This window comes from Pseudomonas sp. JQ170C (assembly GCF_035581345.1).
GTDB lineage: Bacteria > Pseudomonadota > Gammaproteobacteria > Pseudomonadales > Pseudomonadaceae > Aquipseudomonas.
The window spans coordinates 3,496,127-3,512,916 of sequence record NZ_CP141608.1 but is presented as its reverse complement, the minus strand read 5'-3'; the positions used below and the strand labels follow the sequence as shown (position 1 = coordinate 3,512,916).

At 63.2% G+C, this 16,790-nt stretch carries 14 protein-coding genes; 8 read left to right on the top strand and 6 right to left on the bottom strand.

Going from position 1 to position 16,790, the window contains the following annotated elements; all coding sequences use genetic code 11:
* Window positions 1-55 precede the first annotated feature (55 nt).
* Both U9R80_RS15695 and ccoN read right to left on the bottom strand, forming a co-directional pair.
* Window positions 56-268 carry a cbb3-type cytochrome c oxidase subunit 3 gene (locus U9R80_RS15695; protein WP_301841125.1) on the bottom strand — a complete coding sequence of 71 codons (213 nt, stop codon included), beginning with the start codon at window positions 266-268 and terminating at the stop codon, window positions 56-58.
* Window positions 269-279: 11 nt separating this feature from the next.
* Complete coding sequence (gene ccoN, locus U9R80_RS15690) at window positions 280-1,707, bottom strand: cytochrome-c oxidase, cbb3-type subunit I (RefSeq protein WP_301841127.1); 1,428 nt, start codon at window positions 1,705-1,707, stop codon at window positions 280-282.
* Between the two features lie 443 nt (window positions 1,708-2,150).
* Here ccoN and U9R80_RS15685 point away from each other — a divergent pair, with 443 nt between their 5' ends.
* From U9R80_RS15685 to U9R80_RS15660, 6 genes are read left to right on the top strand one after another with little or no spacing between them, the layout of a single operon-like run.
* On the top strand, window positions 2,151-3,752 hold the full coding sequence (locus U9R80_RS15685; RefSeq protein ID WP_301841128.1) for a phosphopantetheine-binding protein: 1,602 nt from the start codon (window positions 2,151-2,153) through the stop codon (window positions 3,750-3,752).
* The gene (locus U9R80_RS15680; RefSeq protein ID WP_301841130.1) at window positions 3,739-5,316 is read left to right on the top strand and encodes a class I adenylate-forming enzyme family protein; all 1,578 of its coding nucleotides are present in this window, start codon (window positions 3,739-3,741) and stop codon (window positions 5,314-5,316) included. The genes U9R80_RS15685 and U9R80_RS15680 overlap by 14 nt, the downstream gene beginning before the upstream one ends.
* A 37-nt stretch (window positions 5,317-5,353) precedes the next feature.
* Window positions 5,354-6,280, top strand: a complete 927-nt coding sequence (locus U9R80_RS15675) for an alpha/beta hydrolase (protein WP_301841133.1) — start codon at window positions 5,354-5,356, stop codon at window positions 6,278-6,280.
* A 12-nt stretch (window positions 6,281-6,292) separates the two neighbouring features.
* The gene (gene rpe / locus U9R80_RS15670) at window positions 6,293-6,976 is read left to right on the top strand and encodes a ribulose-phosphate 3-epimerase (protein ID WP_301841136.1); all 684 of its coding nucleotides are present in this window, start codon (window positions 6,293-6,295) and stop codon (window positions 6,974-6,976) included.
* A 35-nt stretch (window positions 6,977-7,011) separates the two neighbouring features.
* Window positions 7,012-8,097: a uroporphyrinogen decarboxylase gene (hemE, locus tag U9R80_RS15665; protein WP_301841138.1), complete on the top strand. Its 1,086-nt coding sequence runs from the start codon at window positions 7,012-7,014 to the stop codon at window positions 8,095-8,097.
* Entirely contained in the window at window positions 8,090-8,518 is a 429-nt protein-coding gene (locus U9R80_RS15660) for a MarR family winged helix-turn-helix transcriptional regulator (protein ID WP_301841139.1), read from the top strand. The genes hemE and U9R80_RS15660 overlap by 8 nt, the downstream gene beginning before the upstream one ends.
* 47 nt (window positions 8,519-8,565) lie before the next feature.
* On the opposite strand, the gene mobA is transcribed toward U9R80_RS15660, so the two are convergent.
* From mobA to U9R80_RS15645, 3 genes are read right to left on the bottom strand one after another with little or no spacing between them, the layout of a single operon-like run.
* On the bottom strand, window positions 8,566-9,141 hold the full coding sequence (gene mobA, locus U9R80_RS15655) for a molybdenum cofactor guanylyltransferase MobA (RefSeq protein ID WP_301841142.1): 576 nt from the start codon (window positions 9,139-9,141) through the stop codon (window positions 8,566-8,568).
* Window positions 9,142-9,201: 60 nt separating this feature from the next.
* Window positions 9,202-12,330, bottom strand: a complete 3,129-nt coding sequence (locus U9R80_RS15650) for an efflux RND transporter permease subunit (protein WP_301841144.1) — start codon at window positions 12,328-12,330, stop codon at window positions 9,202-9,204.
* 11 nt (window positions 12,331-12,341) lie between these two features.
* Window positions 12,342-13,520, bottom strand: coding sequence for an efflux RND transporter periplasmic adaptor subunit (locus U9R80_RS15645; protein ID WP_301841146.1), 1,179 nt, complete (start codon window positions 13,518-13,520; stop codon window positions 12,342-12,344).
* A gap of 157 nt (window positions 13,521-13,677) precedes the next feature.
* On the opposite strand from U9R80_RS15645, the gene U9R80_RS15640 reads away from it, so the two are divergent.
* Together U9R80_RS15640 and U9R80_RS15635 are read left to right on the top strand one after the other, a co-directional pair.
* Window positions 13,678-14,379, top strand: coding sequence for a response regulator transcription factor (locus U9R80_RS15640; RefSeq protein ID WP_301841147.1), 702 nt, complete (start codon window positions 13,678-13,680; stop codon window positions 14,377-14,379).
* Between the two features lie 16 nt (window positions 14,380-14,395).
* Window positions 14,396-15,694: an ATP-binding protein gene (locus U9R80_RS15635; RefSeq protein ID WP_301841148.1), complete on the top strand. Its 1,299-nt coding sequence runs from the start codon at window positions 14,396-14,398 to the stop codon at window positions 15,692-15,694.
* Window positions 15,695-15,709: 15 nt separating this feature from the next.
* Here U9R80_RS15635 and U9R80_RS15630 read toward each other — a convergent pair whose 3' ends face one another.
* A complete protein-coding gene (locus U9R80_RS15630; protein ID WP_301841149.1) occupies window positions 15,710-16,786 on the bottom strand; it encodes a GGDEF domain-containing protein in 1,077 nt (358 codons plus the stop codon).
* Between the last annotated feature and the right edge of the window lie 4 nt (window positions 16,787-16,790).

Here is a 16,790-nt window from a genome sequence, read left to right as displayed (position 1 = left end):
GCAACGATGAACGCGGCGAAAGCGTACCTTTCGCCGCGTTTCTGTTCAGGCCTGATCAGGCCTTCATCGCTGCATCCGGCTTCTCTGCCGGCACCGGTTTGCCGATCGCCTGCGCCACCCGCTGCGCCACCAGCGGGTCATCGGCAAAGGGTATCAAGCTGACCTGATCGTCTACCTCACGGCTGTGGCCACGCAAACAGGCGCTGGTCACCAGGTAGAAGAACAACACGCCGGTCAGGCAGTACAGCGCATACAGCCACTCGTTCATATCGATGCTCCTCAAGCGATGCGCGCGTTGCTGAAGGCCAGGCGTTCATCGGCCACCCGCACGGTGCGCCAGGTGTTGTAGGCCATCAGCAGCATGCCGGCGAGGAAGCACACGCCACCGACAAAGCGCACCAGGAAGCCCGGGTGGCTGGCCACCAATGCCTCGACGAACGAGTAGGTCAGGGTGCCGTCGTCGTTGGTGGCGCGCCACATCAGGCCCTGGGTGATGCCGTTGACCCACATCGAGGCGATGTAGAGCACGGTGCCGATGGTCGCCAGCCAGAAGTGCGCGTTGATCAGGCCGGTGCTGTACATGCGCTCGCGGCCGAACACTTTCGGGATCATGTGGTACAGCGAGCCGAAGGTGATCATCGCCACCCAGCCCAGGGCCCCGGCGTGAACGTGACCGATGGTCCAGTCGGTGTAGTGGGACAGGGCGTTGACGGTCTTGATCGCCATCATCGGGCCTTCAAAGGTCGACATGCCGTAGAACGCCAGCGACAGCACCAGAAAGCGCAGGATCGGGTCGTCGCGCAGCTTATGCCAGGCCCCGGAGAGGGTCATCATGCCGTTGATCATGCCGCCCCAGCTCGGGGCCAGGAGGATCAGCGACATGGCCATGCCCAGCGATTGCGCCCAGTCGGGCAGGGCGGTGTAGTGCAGGTGATGCGGGCCAGCCCAGATGTACAGGGTGATCAGCGCCCAGAAATGCACGATCGACAGGCGATAGGAGTACACCGGGCGACCGACCTGCTTGGGCACGAAGTAATACATCATCCCCAGAAAGCCCGTGGTCAGGAAGAAGCCCACGGCGTTGTGGCCGTACCACCACTGCACCATGGCGTCGGTGGCGCCTGAGTAGACCGGGTAGGACTTGAACCAGCTCACCGGGATCGACAGGTGATTGACCACGTGCAGCATGGCAATCACCACGATGAAGGCGCCGAAAAACCAGTTGCCGACGTAGATATGCTTGGCCTTGCGGCGCAGCAGGGTGGCGAAGAACACCACGCCGTAGGCCACCCAGACAATGGCCATCCAGACCGCACCGGTGAATTCGATCTCGGCGTATTCCTTGGTGGTGGTCAGGCCCAGCGGCAGGCTGACCAGCATGATCACGATAGTCGCTTGCCAGCCCCAGAAGGTGAAGGCGGCCAGCTTGTCGCTGAACAGGCGTACCTGGCAGGTACGCTGCACCGCGTAGTAGCTGGCGGCAAATTGTGCGCTACCGGCAAAGCCGAAGATCACAAGGCTGGTGTGCAGGGGGCGCAGGCGGCCGAAGCTGGTCCACGGCAGTTCCAGGTTCAGCTCCGGCCAGACCAGTTGCGAGGCGATCCACACCCCCATGGCCATGCCGACGATGCCCCAGAACACCGTCATGACCACGAATTGTCTGACCACTTTGTAGTTGTAGGCCTGCGCCTGTTGATGTGTGCTCATGGCTTTTTTCCACAGTTCCTGTATGGCTCGCTCTGCCGTGGGGGCAGAGCCCAGGCGCACTGTAGGAAGCTGGGGCGAGGCAAAACAGACTCAGAAACCTGGCAGAACTACGGATCAGATAAGGCCCCCGTATTCATTGGGCGCAAGGCCTACTGATATGGGCAGGCTGCGGCGAAATTACGCTGTGCTGTGTTCGCCGGGAGGCGAAGTGTGGCTTTACGCCGCAGCCCGGGGAACTTGGAATTACCTTGACATCACCGTAACCCCGGACGCAAAATTTCGACAAACTTTGCGCGCAAAGTTTTAGGCGCGAAGCGATGGTTCGTGTCAGAGATGCGCAATTTGCCATGGAGCCAAACTGCTACGGCGTTTGTGCGAAGGCGCTTACACAACGGGGCGACGCCGCTGCGGCGGCAGACTATAAGAACAGAAGGGAGCATAAGATGAAGCTTTCCAAGGACCTGGTACTCCAGGCCAAAGCGACGTTCGGGACACCCACCTACCTCTACGATGAAGCCGTGTTGCGCAGCAGTTTCAATGAATTGCGCGATGCGTTGCCCGAGTGCGTGGACATCTTCTATGCGTTGAAGGTCAACCCGAACCTGTCGTTGGTCAAACTGATCCGCTCGTACGGTGGCAACGCCGAAGTCTGTTCGCTGGCAGAGCTGGAAATAGCCCTCAAAGCCGGTGTTGCCCCCCAGGACATCATCCTGCTCGGCCCCTACAAAAAGCCTGAAGAGCATCGTCGGGCGCTGGAAGTGGGGGTGTTCGCCATCGTGGTCGAGTCTGAGAGCGAACTGCGCAAGTTATCTGCCCTGGCAGGTGAGCTGGGCTGTGACGCACCGGTCGCCATTCGCATCAACCCCAATTTTTCCGCCGCAGGCTCGCCCTGGAAGATGGGTGGGCGGCCCACGCACTTCGGGATCGAAGAAGACACTGCGGTGGCCAACTTCGCCGACTACCTGGCGTTGCCCAACATCAGGATCAAGGGCATCCATGTCTATAACGGCACCAAGATCCTCGATGCGCAATCGGTGTACGACAACGCCGACTACATTCTGGGGCTGTTTCGCAGCCTGAGCCGCCGCTACAACCTGGACCTGCGCATGGTCGACGTTGGCGGCGGCCTGGGTATCAAGTACTACGAAAACGAAAAGGAACTCGACACGGCTCAGCTCAAGCAATTGCTGGCGCCGTTGTTCAATGCCTTCCATCACGAGTTTCCTCGCACGCGGATCATTCTGGAGTCCGGGCGCTTTGTGGCCGGCAAGTGTGGCTCGTTGCTGGTGACCGTCGACAACATCAAGGAAAACCACGGCAAGACCTTTGCTGTGACCGACGGTGGCACCAACTGCCACGGTGCGGCTGCCGGCAGTGGCCAGGTGCTCAAGCGCAACTTCCGGATCGTCAAGGCCACCGGCGACAACGGCGGGCCGCTGCGTGAGTACCATATCTCCGGACCGCTCTGCAGCCCGGACGACCTGCTTGGGCGGGATGTGCAACTGGAGGCCCTGCATGAAGGTGACCTGCTTGCGGTGACGGCCTCGGGTGCCTATGGGCCCACGGCCTCGCCGACACTGTTCCACAGCCACGGCCATCCGGCCGAAGTGGTGGTCAGCCACAATCGCTTGTTTCTCGCCCGGGCCCGGCAAAGCGCCGTGGAAATCCGCGACAGTCATGCCGACGTGGCCCTTGATGAACTGCTCGGCACCGCTGGCAAGGCAGCGCCCACGCCCATTGCCCAGGCCGCGACCCAACGCCAATTGGCCGACATCCTGCGGGTGGTGTTGAACCTGCCGGAACACGTGGCCATCAGTGCCGACTCGCACCTGCGCGACGAACTGGGGCTGGACTCGCTGACGTCTATGGAGCTGCTGGTGAGCCTGGAGGACGACATCGAAGGGTTCTTCGTCAACCCCGACACCATCACCCCAGGGCACTTCAAGACCGTGGCGACCCTGGCCGGCTATATCGACGCTCATCGCCAGCTTCCCACCGGCCGTCGAGCAGTGGAGGCAATCGAGGTGCACCATGAAGGCGTCTGAAGTGCTGCTGCAGGATGTGCTGGAAACACGCAACGGCCTGCATCCGGACAAGGCCGCGATCATCTATGCCGATGAAACCTACACCTACGCCCAGCTTGACGAGGCCAGTGCCAGGCTCGCGGCGGGCTTGCAGGTCAACGGCCTGCGGCGCCAGGAGCGGGTGGTGCTGTGCCTGGGCAACCGGGTCGAAACGGTCTGTGCGTTCTGGGGCGTGCTCAAGGCGGGGGGCGTGGTCGTCAATGTGGGGCTCGAAACCCATGCCGACAGCCTTGACTACATCGTGCGCGATGCCGAGGCCTCGGTGCTGATCACCACGTCCGAGAAAATGACCAGCCTGCGAGCCGACACGGCGCAACTCAGTCACCTCAAGCTCATCGTGCTGCTCGACGGCGAGGCGGGGTCGACGCAGGTTCAAACCTTTGAAGGCCTGCTGGGCCAGGGTGCAGGCGTGCCCCTGCCGAGCGGCAACCTGGACCTGGACCTGGCGGCCATCATCTATACCTCGGGGTCGACCGGCATGCCCAAGGGCGTGATGCTGACCCACCGCAACATGCTCGCGGCACTCAGTTCCCTGCACACCTACCTGGGCTACAACGAGACCGATAATGTGTTGTGCTCGTTGCCGCTGTCGTTCGACTACGGCCTGTACCAGATGATCATGGCCATGAGCGCCGGTGCCACGCTGGTGCTGGAAAAGGAATTTACCTGGCCGATTTTCCTGATCAAGAAGATCCGCCAGTACCAGGTCACGGTGATCCCGTTCGTGCCGACCATGCTGGTGCTGCTGCATGAGTATGCGCGCAAGCGCGAGGCGATCTTCCCCGACGTGCGCATGGTCACCAACACCGGTGCCGCCCTCAAGGCGCCGCATATTGCGCAGATGAAAGCGCTGTTTCCCCAGGCACAGATCTACTCCATGTACGGCCTGACCGAATGCAAGCGTTGCACCTACCTGCCGCCGGAAGACATCGACAGCAAGCCCGGGAGTGTCGGCATTGCCATCCCCAACACCGAGCTGTGGCTGGTGGACGAAGATGATCAACTCATCGACGAGCCCCACCAGGTCGGTCAGCTGGTGATTCGCGGGGCCACGGTGATGGCGGGCTACTGGCGCAACCCCGCGGCCACGGCGCTCAAACTCAAGCCTGGGCGCTATCCGGGCGAAAGCGTGTTGTACACCGGTGACTACTGCAGCCTGGATGAGGATGGTTACTTGTACTTCCAGGGTCGCATGGACCAGATGATCAAGTCCCGTGGCATGAAAGTCAGCCCCAGCGAGGTGGAGGGCTATCTCTACGCCATCGAAGGTATCGAGGCCGCAGCGGTGGTCGGTGTCGACCATGCAGCGGTCGGCGAAGGGCTTTGGGCCTTCGTCACCCTGGCCCAGGGTGCACAGTTGACGGTCGCGCAGGTGCTCGAACGATGCCGGCAGGGCCTGGACGCTCACAAGGTGCCCCTGTCGATCACCATTGAAAGCAGCCTGCCGCGAACCGCCAATGGCAAGTTCGACCTCCAGCAGTTGCATCGCATGGCCTGCAACACACAGCTGGCGGTGGCAGGATGAGCGGTTGCAGCGGGCGATCACTGAGGAAGGGAAATCCATGAGTCTGGGCAACCGAGGCCGCGATCAAACACTGGACGTCAATGGCAACCACTTCGCCTTGCGTACCTGGGGCAATGAAGCTGGCCATCCGGTGCTCGCCCTGCATGGCTGGCTGGACAACGCCGCATCCTTCGAGCGTATCGCGCCCCTGTTGCCTGATCATTTTGTGGTGGCCCCGGACCTTGCCGGCCACGGTCGCTCCGAGCACCGGCGTGCCGACAGCGGTTATTACCTGTGGGAGCACGCCGACGATATGAACGCCTTGGTCGAGAGCCTGGGCTGGAAGCGCTTTTCAGTGCTTGGCCACTCCATGGGGACGGGCGTGGCGTCGATTCTGGCCGCCATGAATCGCAACATCGACAGCATGGTGTTTATCGACGGAATGGGGGCTCCGTTCACGGTACCCGAAGGCAGCACGGTCGAGCACATGCGCAAGGCCCAACGCTTGTTGCGCCTGGCATTGCGTACGCGTCTGCACGGTTTCAGCGGTCCGGAAGAAGCCCGGTTCAGCAGCCTGGAAGCGGCTATCAGCGAACGGCGCAATAGCATCGACGGCAGCCTCAGTGCGGAAGGCGCGCGCTTGCTGGCGATGCGCGACCTGATCAACCTGGGTCACGGCTACCGCTGGCGCCACGACCCGCGGCTGGTACTGCCCGAGCTTCTGCCGCTGACGGAGCGCCAGGCCTGTGAGTTCCTGCAGCAGATCACTTGCCCGCTGCACCTGCTGCTCGGCCGCCAGGGCCTGTTTGCCGGCAGCCAATTCGATCAACGCAAGAACGCCTTGCCCCTCAATACCCGGGTGCACTGGCATGACGGCGGCCATCACTTCCACCTCGATCCACCCCAACCTGCGCTGATCGCCCAGATCGGCGCCGCGCTGGGGCAGGGGGCGTCCGGGTTGTTGCAACGATTAGTCAATGAGTAATGGAGTACGCGTGTGAAAGAGTTCTGGATTGCACCTTCGATTCTGGCGGCCGACTTCGCCCGTTTGGGTGAAGAAGTCGAGCAAGTGCTGGCCGCAGGTGCCGATGTCATCCATATCGATGTCATGGATAACCACTATGTACCCAACCTGACCATGGGGCCGCAGTTCTGCAAGGCCTTGCGCAGCTACGGCATTACCGCGCCCATCGATGTACACCTGATGGTGTCGCCGGTGGACAGCATGATCCAGGCTTTTGCCGAGGCCGGTGCCGATTACATTTCCATCCACCCTGAGGCAACGGTGCACCTGGACCGCTCGGTGCAGCTGATAAAGGACCTGGGATGCAAGGCAGGCCTGGTGTTCAACCCGGCCACCACCCTGGACGCCGCTCATTACCTGATGGACCGCATCGACCTGATCTTGCTGATGTCGGTCAACCCCGGCTTTGGTGGCCAGCGTTTCATCCCCCAGGTGTTGCCCAAGATAGCCGCGGCGCGCAAGCTGATCGACGACAGCGGCCGTGACATTCGCCTGGAAGTTGATGGTGGAGTCAACCTGGAGACCATCGGCCAGGTCGCAGCGGCCGGTGCCGACATGTTCGTTGCCGGCACGGCGATTTTTGCCCAGACCGACTACTGTGCCACGATCTCGGCCTTGCGCCGCGAAATGGCCAATGCTGTACCCAACCGCCTCTGACAGGCGGTCTTTTCAACGATTCTCGCGAATCCAGCATGAGTTACCCGTCCTTGCACAATAATTCCTTCATCAAGGCCTTGCTGCGTCAGCCGACGCTACACACGCCGGTGTGGCTGATGGGGCAGGCCGGTCATCATTTGCCCGAGTACCGCCTGCTGCGGGCAACGTCCGGCTGTTACCTGTCGCTGCTCAAGCACCCCGACTACACCACCGAGGCTACACTGCAGCCGTTTCGGCACCTGAGCCTGGACGCGGCGGTGGTGACCACCGATATCCTCACCCTGGCCGATGCCATGGGCCTGGGGCTGTACTTCGTCAATGGCGAGACGCCTCGGTTGCGTCATCCGTTGCGCGATGAAAAAGCCATCCACCGCTTGCGTGTGCCGGAGCCCCGGGCCCAGGAATACCTCTACAAGTCGGTGGCGCAGTCGCGCCGGGCGCTGGAGGGCAAGGTGCCATTGATCGGCGTTGCCGGCAGCCCCTGGAGCCTGGCGTGCTACATGGTCGAAGGCGGGCCACCGGGGGATTTCCAGCTGGTCAAGCGGATGCTCTATCGACGCCCGGAACTGCTGCATCGGCTGTTGATGACTACCAGCCAGGCCGTGGCGGCCTCGCTGAACGCACAGATCGAAAGCGGAGCCCAGGCGGTGATGTTGCTTGATCCGTTTGCCGGAACGTTGGCCAATGGCATGTACCAACGCTTTTCGCTGTTCTATGCCCGCGAAGTGCTTGCGCGGGTACACAAGAGCCAGCACGGACAGCGCGTTCCCTCCATTCTCTACAGTCGCGGTGCCAGCCCATGGTTGGTGGAGATGACCCAGAGCGGTGCCGATTGCCTGGGGCTCGATGCCAGCTACGACCTGGGCATGGCGCGGCAGCTGGTGGGCAACTCGGTGGCCCTTCAGGGTAACCTTGACCCAGCCGTGCTACTGGGCGATGAGGCGTGTATCCGCCGGGGCGTGCAGCGCACGTTGCAAGCCTTCGGTCCCACCTCTGCAGGCACCGGGCACGTGTTCAACCTGGGGCAGGGCATATTGCCTTCGACCCCACTGCAGGCCCTGGCAATTGTGGTGGATGCGGTGCGTGCGTACAGCCAGGTCAAAGGAGGTGTGCATGCTTGACCCAACGTTCGACTTCGACAAGATGCTGTGCTTTTCGCTGTATTCCACAGCGAATGCCATGGTTCGCGACTACGCCGAGCCGCTGAAGAAGCGTGGCGTTACCTACCCGCAACTGCTGGTGATGGCCGGGTTGTGGGGCAAGGATGATGTCTCGATCAGTGCCCTGAGCGAGCTGACCCTGTTCGACCTCGGGACCTTGACGCCTATCGTCAAGCGCCTGGCCGATAACGGCTTTATCACCGTCTACCTCGACCCCACCGACCGCCGTCGGCGCAACTTGCTGCTCACCGACAAGGGCCGCGAACTCAAGGCCGAAGCCGCCAAGGTATTCAGCAACATGGCGTGCAAGATCGACCTTGGCGAGAGCGAGGTGCAGCAGGTGCTCAACGTGTGTCACCGGATTCGGTCACGGTTGCGTTGAGGTGATCGCGGGACACACCCGCACCTACCGGGGTGATGAGGCGCTGGTCAACGCTGCAGGAATTCCGGCGAGTTGAAGTTGCACAGCCGCGCATCGTCCTCGGCACACTCCAGCGCCTGCACCGGATGCGCCAGAAGTGCCCGTTGCAGGCTGCGCTCACCTTGCTGCCAGCGCTGTTGAAGATCACCGGCAAGGGCCTTGGGTATCACACTGAACATCGGTTGCCAGTAGCCACCCTGGCGCACCATGCACGTTTGCTGGTGCTCGACGGCCTTGGCCCGCAACGCAAGGACCAGGGCCGTGTCGATCTGCGGCGCATCGCACGCCAGTACCAACACCCAGGGGTGACGGGCTACGGCCAGGCCGGCCATTACCCCGGCCATGGGGCCGGGGAAATCCGCCTCAGGGTCGCAGACCAGTTGATCGGCATAGGGCCGGTACTGTTCAAGGTTGCGGTTGCAGGAAATGATCAGGTCGTCGGTCAATGGCCGAACCACCGCCTGGACATGGGCGATCAGGGGTGTGCCGTGCCAGGCCACCAGGCCTTTGTCCTGGCCGCCCATGCGTAGCCCGCGGCCACCAGCCAGCAACAGAATGGAGAAGGGGGTGGCGGCGAGTGTCATGGGAGGGTTCCTGGCAAGATCAGCCGTTTACCTTCCCACGCACACCGCCGCCTGTCCAGATCAGTGCGGCTCAGGCGCCGATTGCGGCTGTTGCAGCCGGGCCCGGCGCTTGCCGGTCAGGCGCATCACCACCACAAAGAACACCGGTACGAACACCACGGCCAGCGTTGCGCTGAGCATGCCGCCGATTACCCCGGTGCCGATGGCTTGCTGGCTGGCGGAACTGGCGCCGGTGGCGATGGCCAACGGCACCACACCGAGGATGAAGGCCAGCGAGGTCATGACGATGGGCCGCAGGCGCAGGCGCGCTGCCTGGACCGTGGCGTCGACCAGGTCATGGCCTTCATCGACAAGGCTCTTGGCGAACTCGATGATCAGGATCGCGTTCTTCGCCGAGAGGCCGATCAGGGTGATCAGGCCGACCTTGAAGAACACATCGTTAGGCATCCCGCGCAGGCTCACGGCGATCACCGCACCCAGTACACCCAGCGGAACCACCAGCAATACCGAGGTGGGGATCGACCAGCTCTCGTACAGCGCCGCCAGGCACAGGAACACCACCAGCAACGACAAGGCCATGAGCATTGGTGCCTGGGCGCCGGACAAGCGCTCCTGCAGCGACAGGCCGGTCCACTCCAGGCCCATGCCCGGTGGCAGCTGGTCGACCAGGCGCTGGACTTCTTCCATGGCCTGACCCGAGCTGTAGCCCGGTGCCGGCTCGCCCGACACGGCAACGGCGGGATAGCCGTTGTAGCGGGTCAGTTGCACGGGGCCGGTAATCCACTTGGCCTGAACGAAGGCGGCCAACGGGACCATCTTGCCGCTGCTGTTGCGCACATGCATCTTGAGCAGGTCTTCGACCTGGCTGCGCTGGTCACCTTCGGCCTGCACCACTACCCGCTGCATACGCCCCTGATTGGGGAAGTCGTTGACGTAGTTGGAGCCCACCGCGGTGTTGAGCACATTGCCGATGTCGGCAAACGACACGCCCAGGGCGTTGGCCTGCTTGCGATCGACTTCCAGCTGCACCTGCGGGCTTTCGGCCAGGGCGCTTTCGCGTACGTTGATCAGCATCGGGCTTTTCTCGGCGCTGGCCAGCAGTTGGTCGCGGGCCGCCATCAGCGCCGCATGGCCCAGGCCACTGCGGTCCTGCAGGCGGAACTCGAAACCACTGGAGGTCCCCAGGCCGTCCACCGGAGGCGGCAGCACCGAGTAGGCAATGGCATCCTTGAACTGGCTGAAGGCGGCATTGGCGCGGTCGGCAATGGCCTGGGCGCTATCGTCGGCACCGCGCTCGGACCAATCCTTGAGGGTGGTGAAACCCAGCGCTGCGTTCTGGCCTTCGCCGGAGAAGCTGAAACCCAGAATCAGGGTGGTGTTGCCCACGCCAGGTTCGGTGGCGTTATGTGCCTCGATCTGTGCCGCCACCAACTCGGTACGGGCTCGACTGGCCCCCGGCGGCAGCTGGATGTCGGTGATGGTATAGCCCTGGTCTTCGGTGGGCAGGAACGAGGAGGGCAGTTGGCTGAAGCCATAGACCAGGCCCGCCACCAGCACGCCATACACCACCAGGTAACGGCCGCTGCGCTTGAGCGCCTGGATCACCCAACGCTGATAGCCGTTGGTCAGGCTCTCGAAGCGGCGGTTGAACCAGCCGAAGAAGCCGCCTTTTTCGTGGTGTTCGCCCTTGGCGATCGGTTTGAGCAGGGTGGCGCACAGGGCAGGGGTCAGGCTCAGGGCCAGGAACGCCGAGAACAGGATCGACACCGCCATCGACACCGAGAATTGCTGGTAGATCACACCCACCGAGCCCTGCATGAAGGCCATTGGCAGGAACACGGCGACCAGCACCAGGGTGATACCGACGATGGCGCCGGTGATCTGGCCCATGGCTTTTTTGGTGGCATCCCGGGGCGAGAGGCCTTCCTCGCTCATGATCCGCTCGACGTTCTCCACCACCACGATGGCGTCGTCCACCAGGATGCCGATGGCCAGCACCATGCCGAACAGGGTCAGGACGTTGACCGAGAAGCCCAGCGCCAGCATCGCGGCGAAGGTGCCGGCCAGGGCCACCGGTACCACCAGGGTCGGGATCAGGGTGTAGCGGATGTTCTGCAGGAACAGGAACATCACCGCAAACACCAGGGCCATGGCTTCGAGCAGGGTGGTGATCACTTGCTGGATCGAGACCTTGACGAAGGGCGAGGTGTCGTAGGGGATGTCGAATTTCGCCCCTGGCGGCAGGTAGCGCGACAGCTCATCGAGCTTGCTGCGCACCAGCGTGGCGGTCTCCATGGCATTGGCGCCCGGCGACAGCTTGACGCTGAAGGCGCTGGTCGGCTTGCCGTTGAGGCGGGTGCCGTACTGGTACTCCTGGCTGCCGATCTCGACCCGGGCGACATCACCGATGGTCACCCGCGAGCCGTCCGGATTGGCGCGCAGGACAATATCGGAGAACTCTTGCACGGTGCTCAACTGCCCATGGATCACCACGTTGGCGGTGATCTCCTGGGTGCCGGTGCCGGGCAGGTTGCCGATACTTCCCGGGGCGACCTGGGCGTTTTGAGCGGCAATCGCTTCGTTGACGTCGTCGGGGGTCAGGTTGAAACCGATCAGCTTCTGCGAGTCCAGCCAGATCCGCATGGCCCGCTCGGAGCCATACAGCTGGGCCTTGCCGACGCCCTTGAGGCGGCGGATCTCGTTCATCACGTTCCGGGCCAGGAAGTCGCTCAACGTCACTTCATCGAGGCTGCCGTTCTCGGCCGTCAGGGTCACCATCAACAGGAAACCGGTGGACACCTTCTCCACTTGCAGGCCTTGCTGGATGACGGGCCGTGGCAGGCGTGACTCGACCACCTTGAGGCGGTTCTGCACATCGACCTGGGCCAGGTCCGGGTTGGTGCCAGGCTCGAAGGTGGCGGTGATGGTGGCGCTGCCCAGGCTGCTCTGCGAGCTGAAGTAGAGCAGATTGTCTGCGCCGTTGAGCTCTTCCTCGATCAGGCTTACCACGCTCTCGTCGACGGTCTGCGCCGAAGCGCCAGGGTAGATCGCATAGATCTCCACCTGGGGCGGGGCCACGTCCGGGTACTGGGCCACCGGCAACTGTGGAATCGCCAGGGCGCCAGCCAGCAGGATGAACAGCGCGACCACCCAGGCGAACACCGGGCGGTCAATGAAAAACTGCGGCATGAATCAGGCCCTCACTGGCCGGTGGACTTGGCGATGGATGGAGCGTCGTTGGCCGGGTTGTCGACTTTTACCTGATCGCCTGGGCGAACGTGCTGCAAGCCCTCGACCACCACCCGGTCACCGGGGGCCAGGCCTTCGCTGACGATCCAGCGATCGTTCTGCACGCTGCCCAGCACCACCGGGCGCTCGCTGACGCGCGCCTGGTCATCGACCAGCAACACCCGCGGCTGGCCGGCGCTGTCGCGCAGGATGGCGCGTTGCGGCACGCTGATGCCTTGCTGCTTCACCGCCTGGTCCAGGCGCACCCGAATGAAACTGCCTGGCAGCAGGTCCAGGTCGGGGTTGGGGAACTCGCTGCGCAAGGTGATCTGGCCGGTGCTGGGGTCAACGCTGATGTCGGAGAACAGCAACTTGCCCGGCAATGGGTAAGGCGTGCCATCGTCCTGGACCAGAGTGACCTTGGCCTGATCCTGGCCCACTTGCTGCAGCTCACCCGCGCGCAGGGCGCGGCGCAGGGTGTTGAGCTCGCGGGTCGACTGGGTCACGTCGGCGTGGATCGGGTCCAGTTGCTGAATGGTCGCCAGTGGCGTGGTCTCGTTCTGGCCCACCAGCGCCCCTTCGGTGACCAGGGCGCGGCCGATGCGGCCGGATATCGGCGCAGTCACGGTGGCATACCCCAGGTTCAGCTTGGCCCGCTCCACCGCGGCCTTGGCTTCGGCGACCGCTGCGTCGGCCTGCATCACTGCAGCCCGGGCGTTGTCGTGGTCCTGGCGGCTGACGGCGTTGATGGTGATCAGTTCGCGGTAGCGCTCATCCTGCAGGCGCGCCTGGTAGCGGTTGGCTTCGGCCTTGGCCAGGACGGCGCGGGCACTGTCGTAGTCGGCCTTGAACGGGGCCGGGTCGATCTTGAACAGCACATCGCCCTGCTTGACGTCGCTGCCTTCGCGGTACACCCGCTTGAGCACCACGCCGGCGACCCGGGCGCGCACTTCGGCGGTACGGGGCGCAAGGATGCGGCCGTTGAGCTCGGTGCTGATGGCCAGTGGCTGGACGCGGACGGTTTCGATGCTGACGGCGCTGGGCGGGGCCTTTTCCTCATCCGGGGTGCTGTCAGAGCACGCGCCAAGGGACAAGGTGATGGCAAGCAGCGGCAGCAAGGCACGCAGACGGACGGGGCTTGAACTGAACATGCGGATCTTCCATAAATGACCCGGCAATGCTAAGGCAGGAGGCCAACGTCCAACTGTTAAGCTGTGTAGGCCGAGTGTGAAAAAGTGTGAAGGGTTACGCTGGCTGCGCAGAAGGTCCTATATCCTTGCCTGACTTTTCCAGCCTGTCAAATTGCCCATGCCCAACATCCTCCTGGTCGAAGACGACTGCGCCTTGTCCGAACTGATCGCCAGCTACCTGCAACGCAACGACTTTTGCGTCAGTGTGATCGCCCGGGGCGACCACGTACTGGCCGAAGCCCGGCGCAGCAAACCGGACCTGGTGATCCTCGACCTGATGCTGCCGGGGCTCGATGGCCTGCAGGTCTGTCGCCTGTTGCGCGCCGAGTCCCAGGCCTTGCCGATCCTCATGCTCACCGCCCGCGACGACAGCCACGACCAGGTCCTGGGCTTGGAAATGGGCGCTGACGACTACGTCACCAAACCCTGCGAACCACGGGTGCTGCTGGCCCGGGTGCGCACCTTGCTGCGCCGCAGCAGCATCAACGAACCGCGCCTGGAAACCGACCTGATCGTGATCGGCGGGCTGCGCATCGACCTGGCCGAGCGCAATGTGTTCTGGCGTGAGCAGTTGGTGGAGCTGTCCAGCGGCGAGTACAACTTGCTGGTGGTGCTGGCGCGCCACGCCGGCGAGGTGCTCAGCCGTGACCGCATCCTGCAGCAGCTGCGCGGTATTGAATTCAACGGCACTGACCGCTCCGTGGACGTGGCGATTTCCAAGTTGCGCCGCAAGTTCGATGACAGTGCTGGCGAAGCCCGCAAGATCAAGACCGTGTGGGGCAAGGGCTATCTGTTCAGCCGTGTCGAGTGGGAGTTCTGATCAGGGTGCCTGACCCATGCTGAAAATCCTTGTACGCCTGTACCTGGTGACCATTGCCGCCTATGCCGGGGCACTGTTGCTGATTCCCGACGCCATTGTCGGCGCCTTTCACGAGCGCTTCATCGCCTACAACCTGGACCAGGCCAAGGGCGTACAGAAGCTCATTGTCGAGCGTTTTCGCCAGGTCCCGGCAGCGCAATGGCCCGAGGTCGAGCGGCAACTGGCCGCTGATTTTGCTCCGCTGCAGATCGAGCTGCGCCGCCAGGACCAGATCGGCCTGTCCCATGACGACCGGACCCGCCTGAGTGCAGGGGAGAATGTGGTGCGCCTGGGCGACTGGGGCTACTACAACTCGGCCCTGGCGCCGCTGGATTCGACCTGGGCGGTGGAGCTGCGCAACCCGCCGGACCCGGTCGACATCAACTTGCTGTCGTGGGGCGTCACCGTGCTGATCGGCGCGGCCTTGCTGGGCTGCCTGCTGCTGTGGGTGTGGCCGCACTGGCGTGACCTTGAGCGCCTCAAGGAGACCGCGCGGCGCCTGGGCCAGGGGCAGTTGTCGGAGCGCACGCAGATCCCGGCGCGCTCGAACATCGGCGAACTGGCCCAGGTGTTCGACACCATGGCGCAGGACGTCGAGCGCCTGCTGACCCAGCAACGTGAGCTGCTCAACGCCGTCTCTCACGAACTTCGCACACCGCTGACGCGCCTGGACTTTGGCCTGGTGCTGCTGTTCGACGAAGTGCCGCCCGGCTGTCGCAAGCGCTTGCTCGAACTGGTGGGGCATGTGCGCGAGCTGGATGAGCTGGTGCTCGAGCTGCTGTCGTACAGCCGCCTGCAGAACGCCGACCAGGCCCGGGAACGGGTCGAGGTGTCGTTGCTGGAGCTGGTCGACAGTATCCTCGGCAGCTTTGCCGAGGAACTCGATAGCCGCGGCATCGAATGGCAGGTGCGCGCCGACGATAACCTGCCGCGCTTTATCCTCGACCCACGCCTGACCGCGCGGGCGCTACAGAACCTGGTGCGCAATGCCATGCGCTATTGCGACCGGCAATTGCTGCTGCGCTTGAGCCTGGATGCCGAGGGGCACTGCCTGCTGACGGTCGAGGATGACGGCATTGGCATCCCAGCGGATCAGCGTGAGCTGATCTTCCAGCCGTTCTATCGCCTGGACCGCAGCCGGGATCGCACCACCGGCGGTTTTGGCCTGGGGCTGGCGATCAGCCGGCGGGCAATCGAGGGGCAGGGCGGGACCTTGACCGTGAGCCAGTCGGCGCTGGGTGGGGCGCAGTTCAGGATTCGTTTGCCGCGAGGGTGATTCACACCTCGCGGTTCAAGCCTTGCGCCACACCACATAGCGGTCCTTGCCCTCATGCTTGGCCAGGTACAACGCCTCATCGGCCTTGATCAAGGCATTGCTCAGGCTGTCGTCACGCCCGACCAGGGTCAGGCCGATGCTGATGGTCACCGGGTACTCGGCCGCATCGTCACGCACCCGTTGGCACAAGGCTTCGACCCGCCGTTCGGCATCGGCCTGGTTCAACCCCCACAGATAGACGGCAAACTCCTCGCCGCCCAAGCGGGCGTACTCGAACTCGTTCATCGTTGCCTTGATGTTGGCCGCGGTGCGCTTGAGCACCACGTCGCCGATGTCGTGGCCGAACTGGTCGTTGACCTTCTTGAAGTTGTCGATGTCGATCATCGCCAGGTAGCGATGCGGCTCTTCGCCTTCAAGGCGGGTCTGGGTCTTGGTCATGAACGAGCGGCGGTTGGGGATTTCGGTAAGGGCGTCGACGTAGGCTTGTTCGAGCAGCACCTTGGACATGTAGAAGTTGTACAGCTTGACGCTGCGCAGCTTGAGGTAGGTGTAGGTGATCAGGCCGCTGAGGAACAGGGCATAGCACAGCACCAGGCCGCCCCGCAGTTCCAGGGGATGTATCAGCCCTTCGCGGTAGGGGTTGAGGTTGAACCAGATCACCAGCATGGCCGCGAAGAACGACCAGCGCCTTACGGGCAGCACCGAGACACTGAACAGCGAACTGGAAGCCCCCAGCACCAGCCAGGCCGTGTGCAGCTCCGCAGGCAAGCCCTCGATCACCAGGCGCATGGCCAGGGTGATGACGGCAACGAACACCAGGTTGAGCACATCGAAGTGCGTCGCCTTGCGGGTAAACCCGAGCATGATGGTGAGGATGACCATTACGGCGATGAACACCATCGACCGGTAGGTGAAGGCTTGCACGTCCAGGTAGCCGACGATCAGGTCGAACAGCAACCAGATCCCGAAGCTGACGCAGAAGATCAGCAGGCAGAAGGAATGCAGGCTTTCAAAATCATGCTGGCGAAACTCCCGGCGCAGTTCGGGTGGTGCGATGTTGGCGCGCACCTGCTGTTCGATGGTTTTGTACATGGTG

What these genes read in the sequence shown, in the direction of transcription:
- U9R80_RS15680 (WP_301841130.1), top strand. Translation starts at nt 3,739, where the DNA reads ATGAAGGCGTCTGAAGTGCTGCTGCAGGATGTGCTGGAAACACGCAAC.
- U9R80_RS15660 (WP_301841139.1), top strand. Translation starts at nt 8,090, where the DNA reads ATGCTTGACCCAACGTTCGACTTCGACAAGATGCTGTGCTTTTCGCTG.
- U9R80_RS15650 (WP_301841144.1), bottom strand. Translation starts at nt 12,330, where the DNA reads ATGCCGCAGTTTTTCATTGACCGCCCGGTGTTCGCCTGGGTGGTCGCG.
- ccoN (WP_301841127.1), bottom strand. Translation starts at nt 1,707, where the DNA reads ATGAGCACACATCAACAGGCGCAGGCCTACAACTACAAAGTGGTCAGA.
- U9R80_RS15630 (WP_301841149.1), bottom strand. Translation starts at nt 16,786, where the DNA reads ATGTACAAAACCATCGAACAGCAGGTGCGCGCCAACATCGCACCACCC.
- U9R80_RS15645 (WP_301841146.1), bottom strand. Translation starts at nt 13,520, where the DNA reads ATGTTCAGTTCAAGCCCCGTCCGTCTGCGTGCCTTGCTGCCGCTGCTT.
- U9R80_RS15635 (WP_301841148.1), top strand. Translation starts at nt 14,396, where the DNA reads ATGCTGAAAATCCTTGTACGCCTGTACCTGGTGACCATTGCCGCCTAT.
- hemE (WP_301841138.1), top strand. Translation starts at nt 7,012, where the DNA reads ATGAGTTACCCGTCCTTGCACAATAATTCCTTCATCAAGGCCTTGCTG.
- U9R80_RS15640 (WP_301841147.1), top strand. Translation starts at nt 13,678, where the DNA reads ATGCCCAACATCCTCCTGGTCGAAGACGACTGCGCCTTGTCCGAACTG.
- mobA (WP_301841142.1), bottom strand. Translation starts at nt 9,141, where the DNA reads ATGACACTCGCCGCCACCCCCTTCTCCATTCTGTTGCTGGCTGGTGGC.
- U9R80_RS15695 (WP_301841125.1), bottom strand. Translation starts at nt 268, where the DNA reads ATGAACGAGTGGCTGTATGCGCTGTACTGCCTGACCGGCGTGTTGTTC.
- U9R80_RS15675 (WP_301841133.1), top strand. Translation starts at nt 5,354, where the DNA reads ATGAGTCTGGGCAACCGAGGCCGCGATCAAACACTGGACGTCAATGGC.
- U9R80_RS15685 (WP_301841128.1), top strand. Translation starts at nt 2,151, where the DNA reads ATGAAGCTTTCCAAGGACCTGGTACTCCAGGCCAAAGCGACGTTCGGG.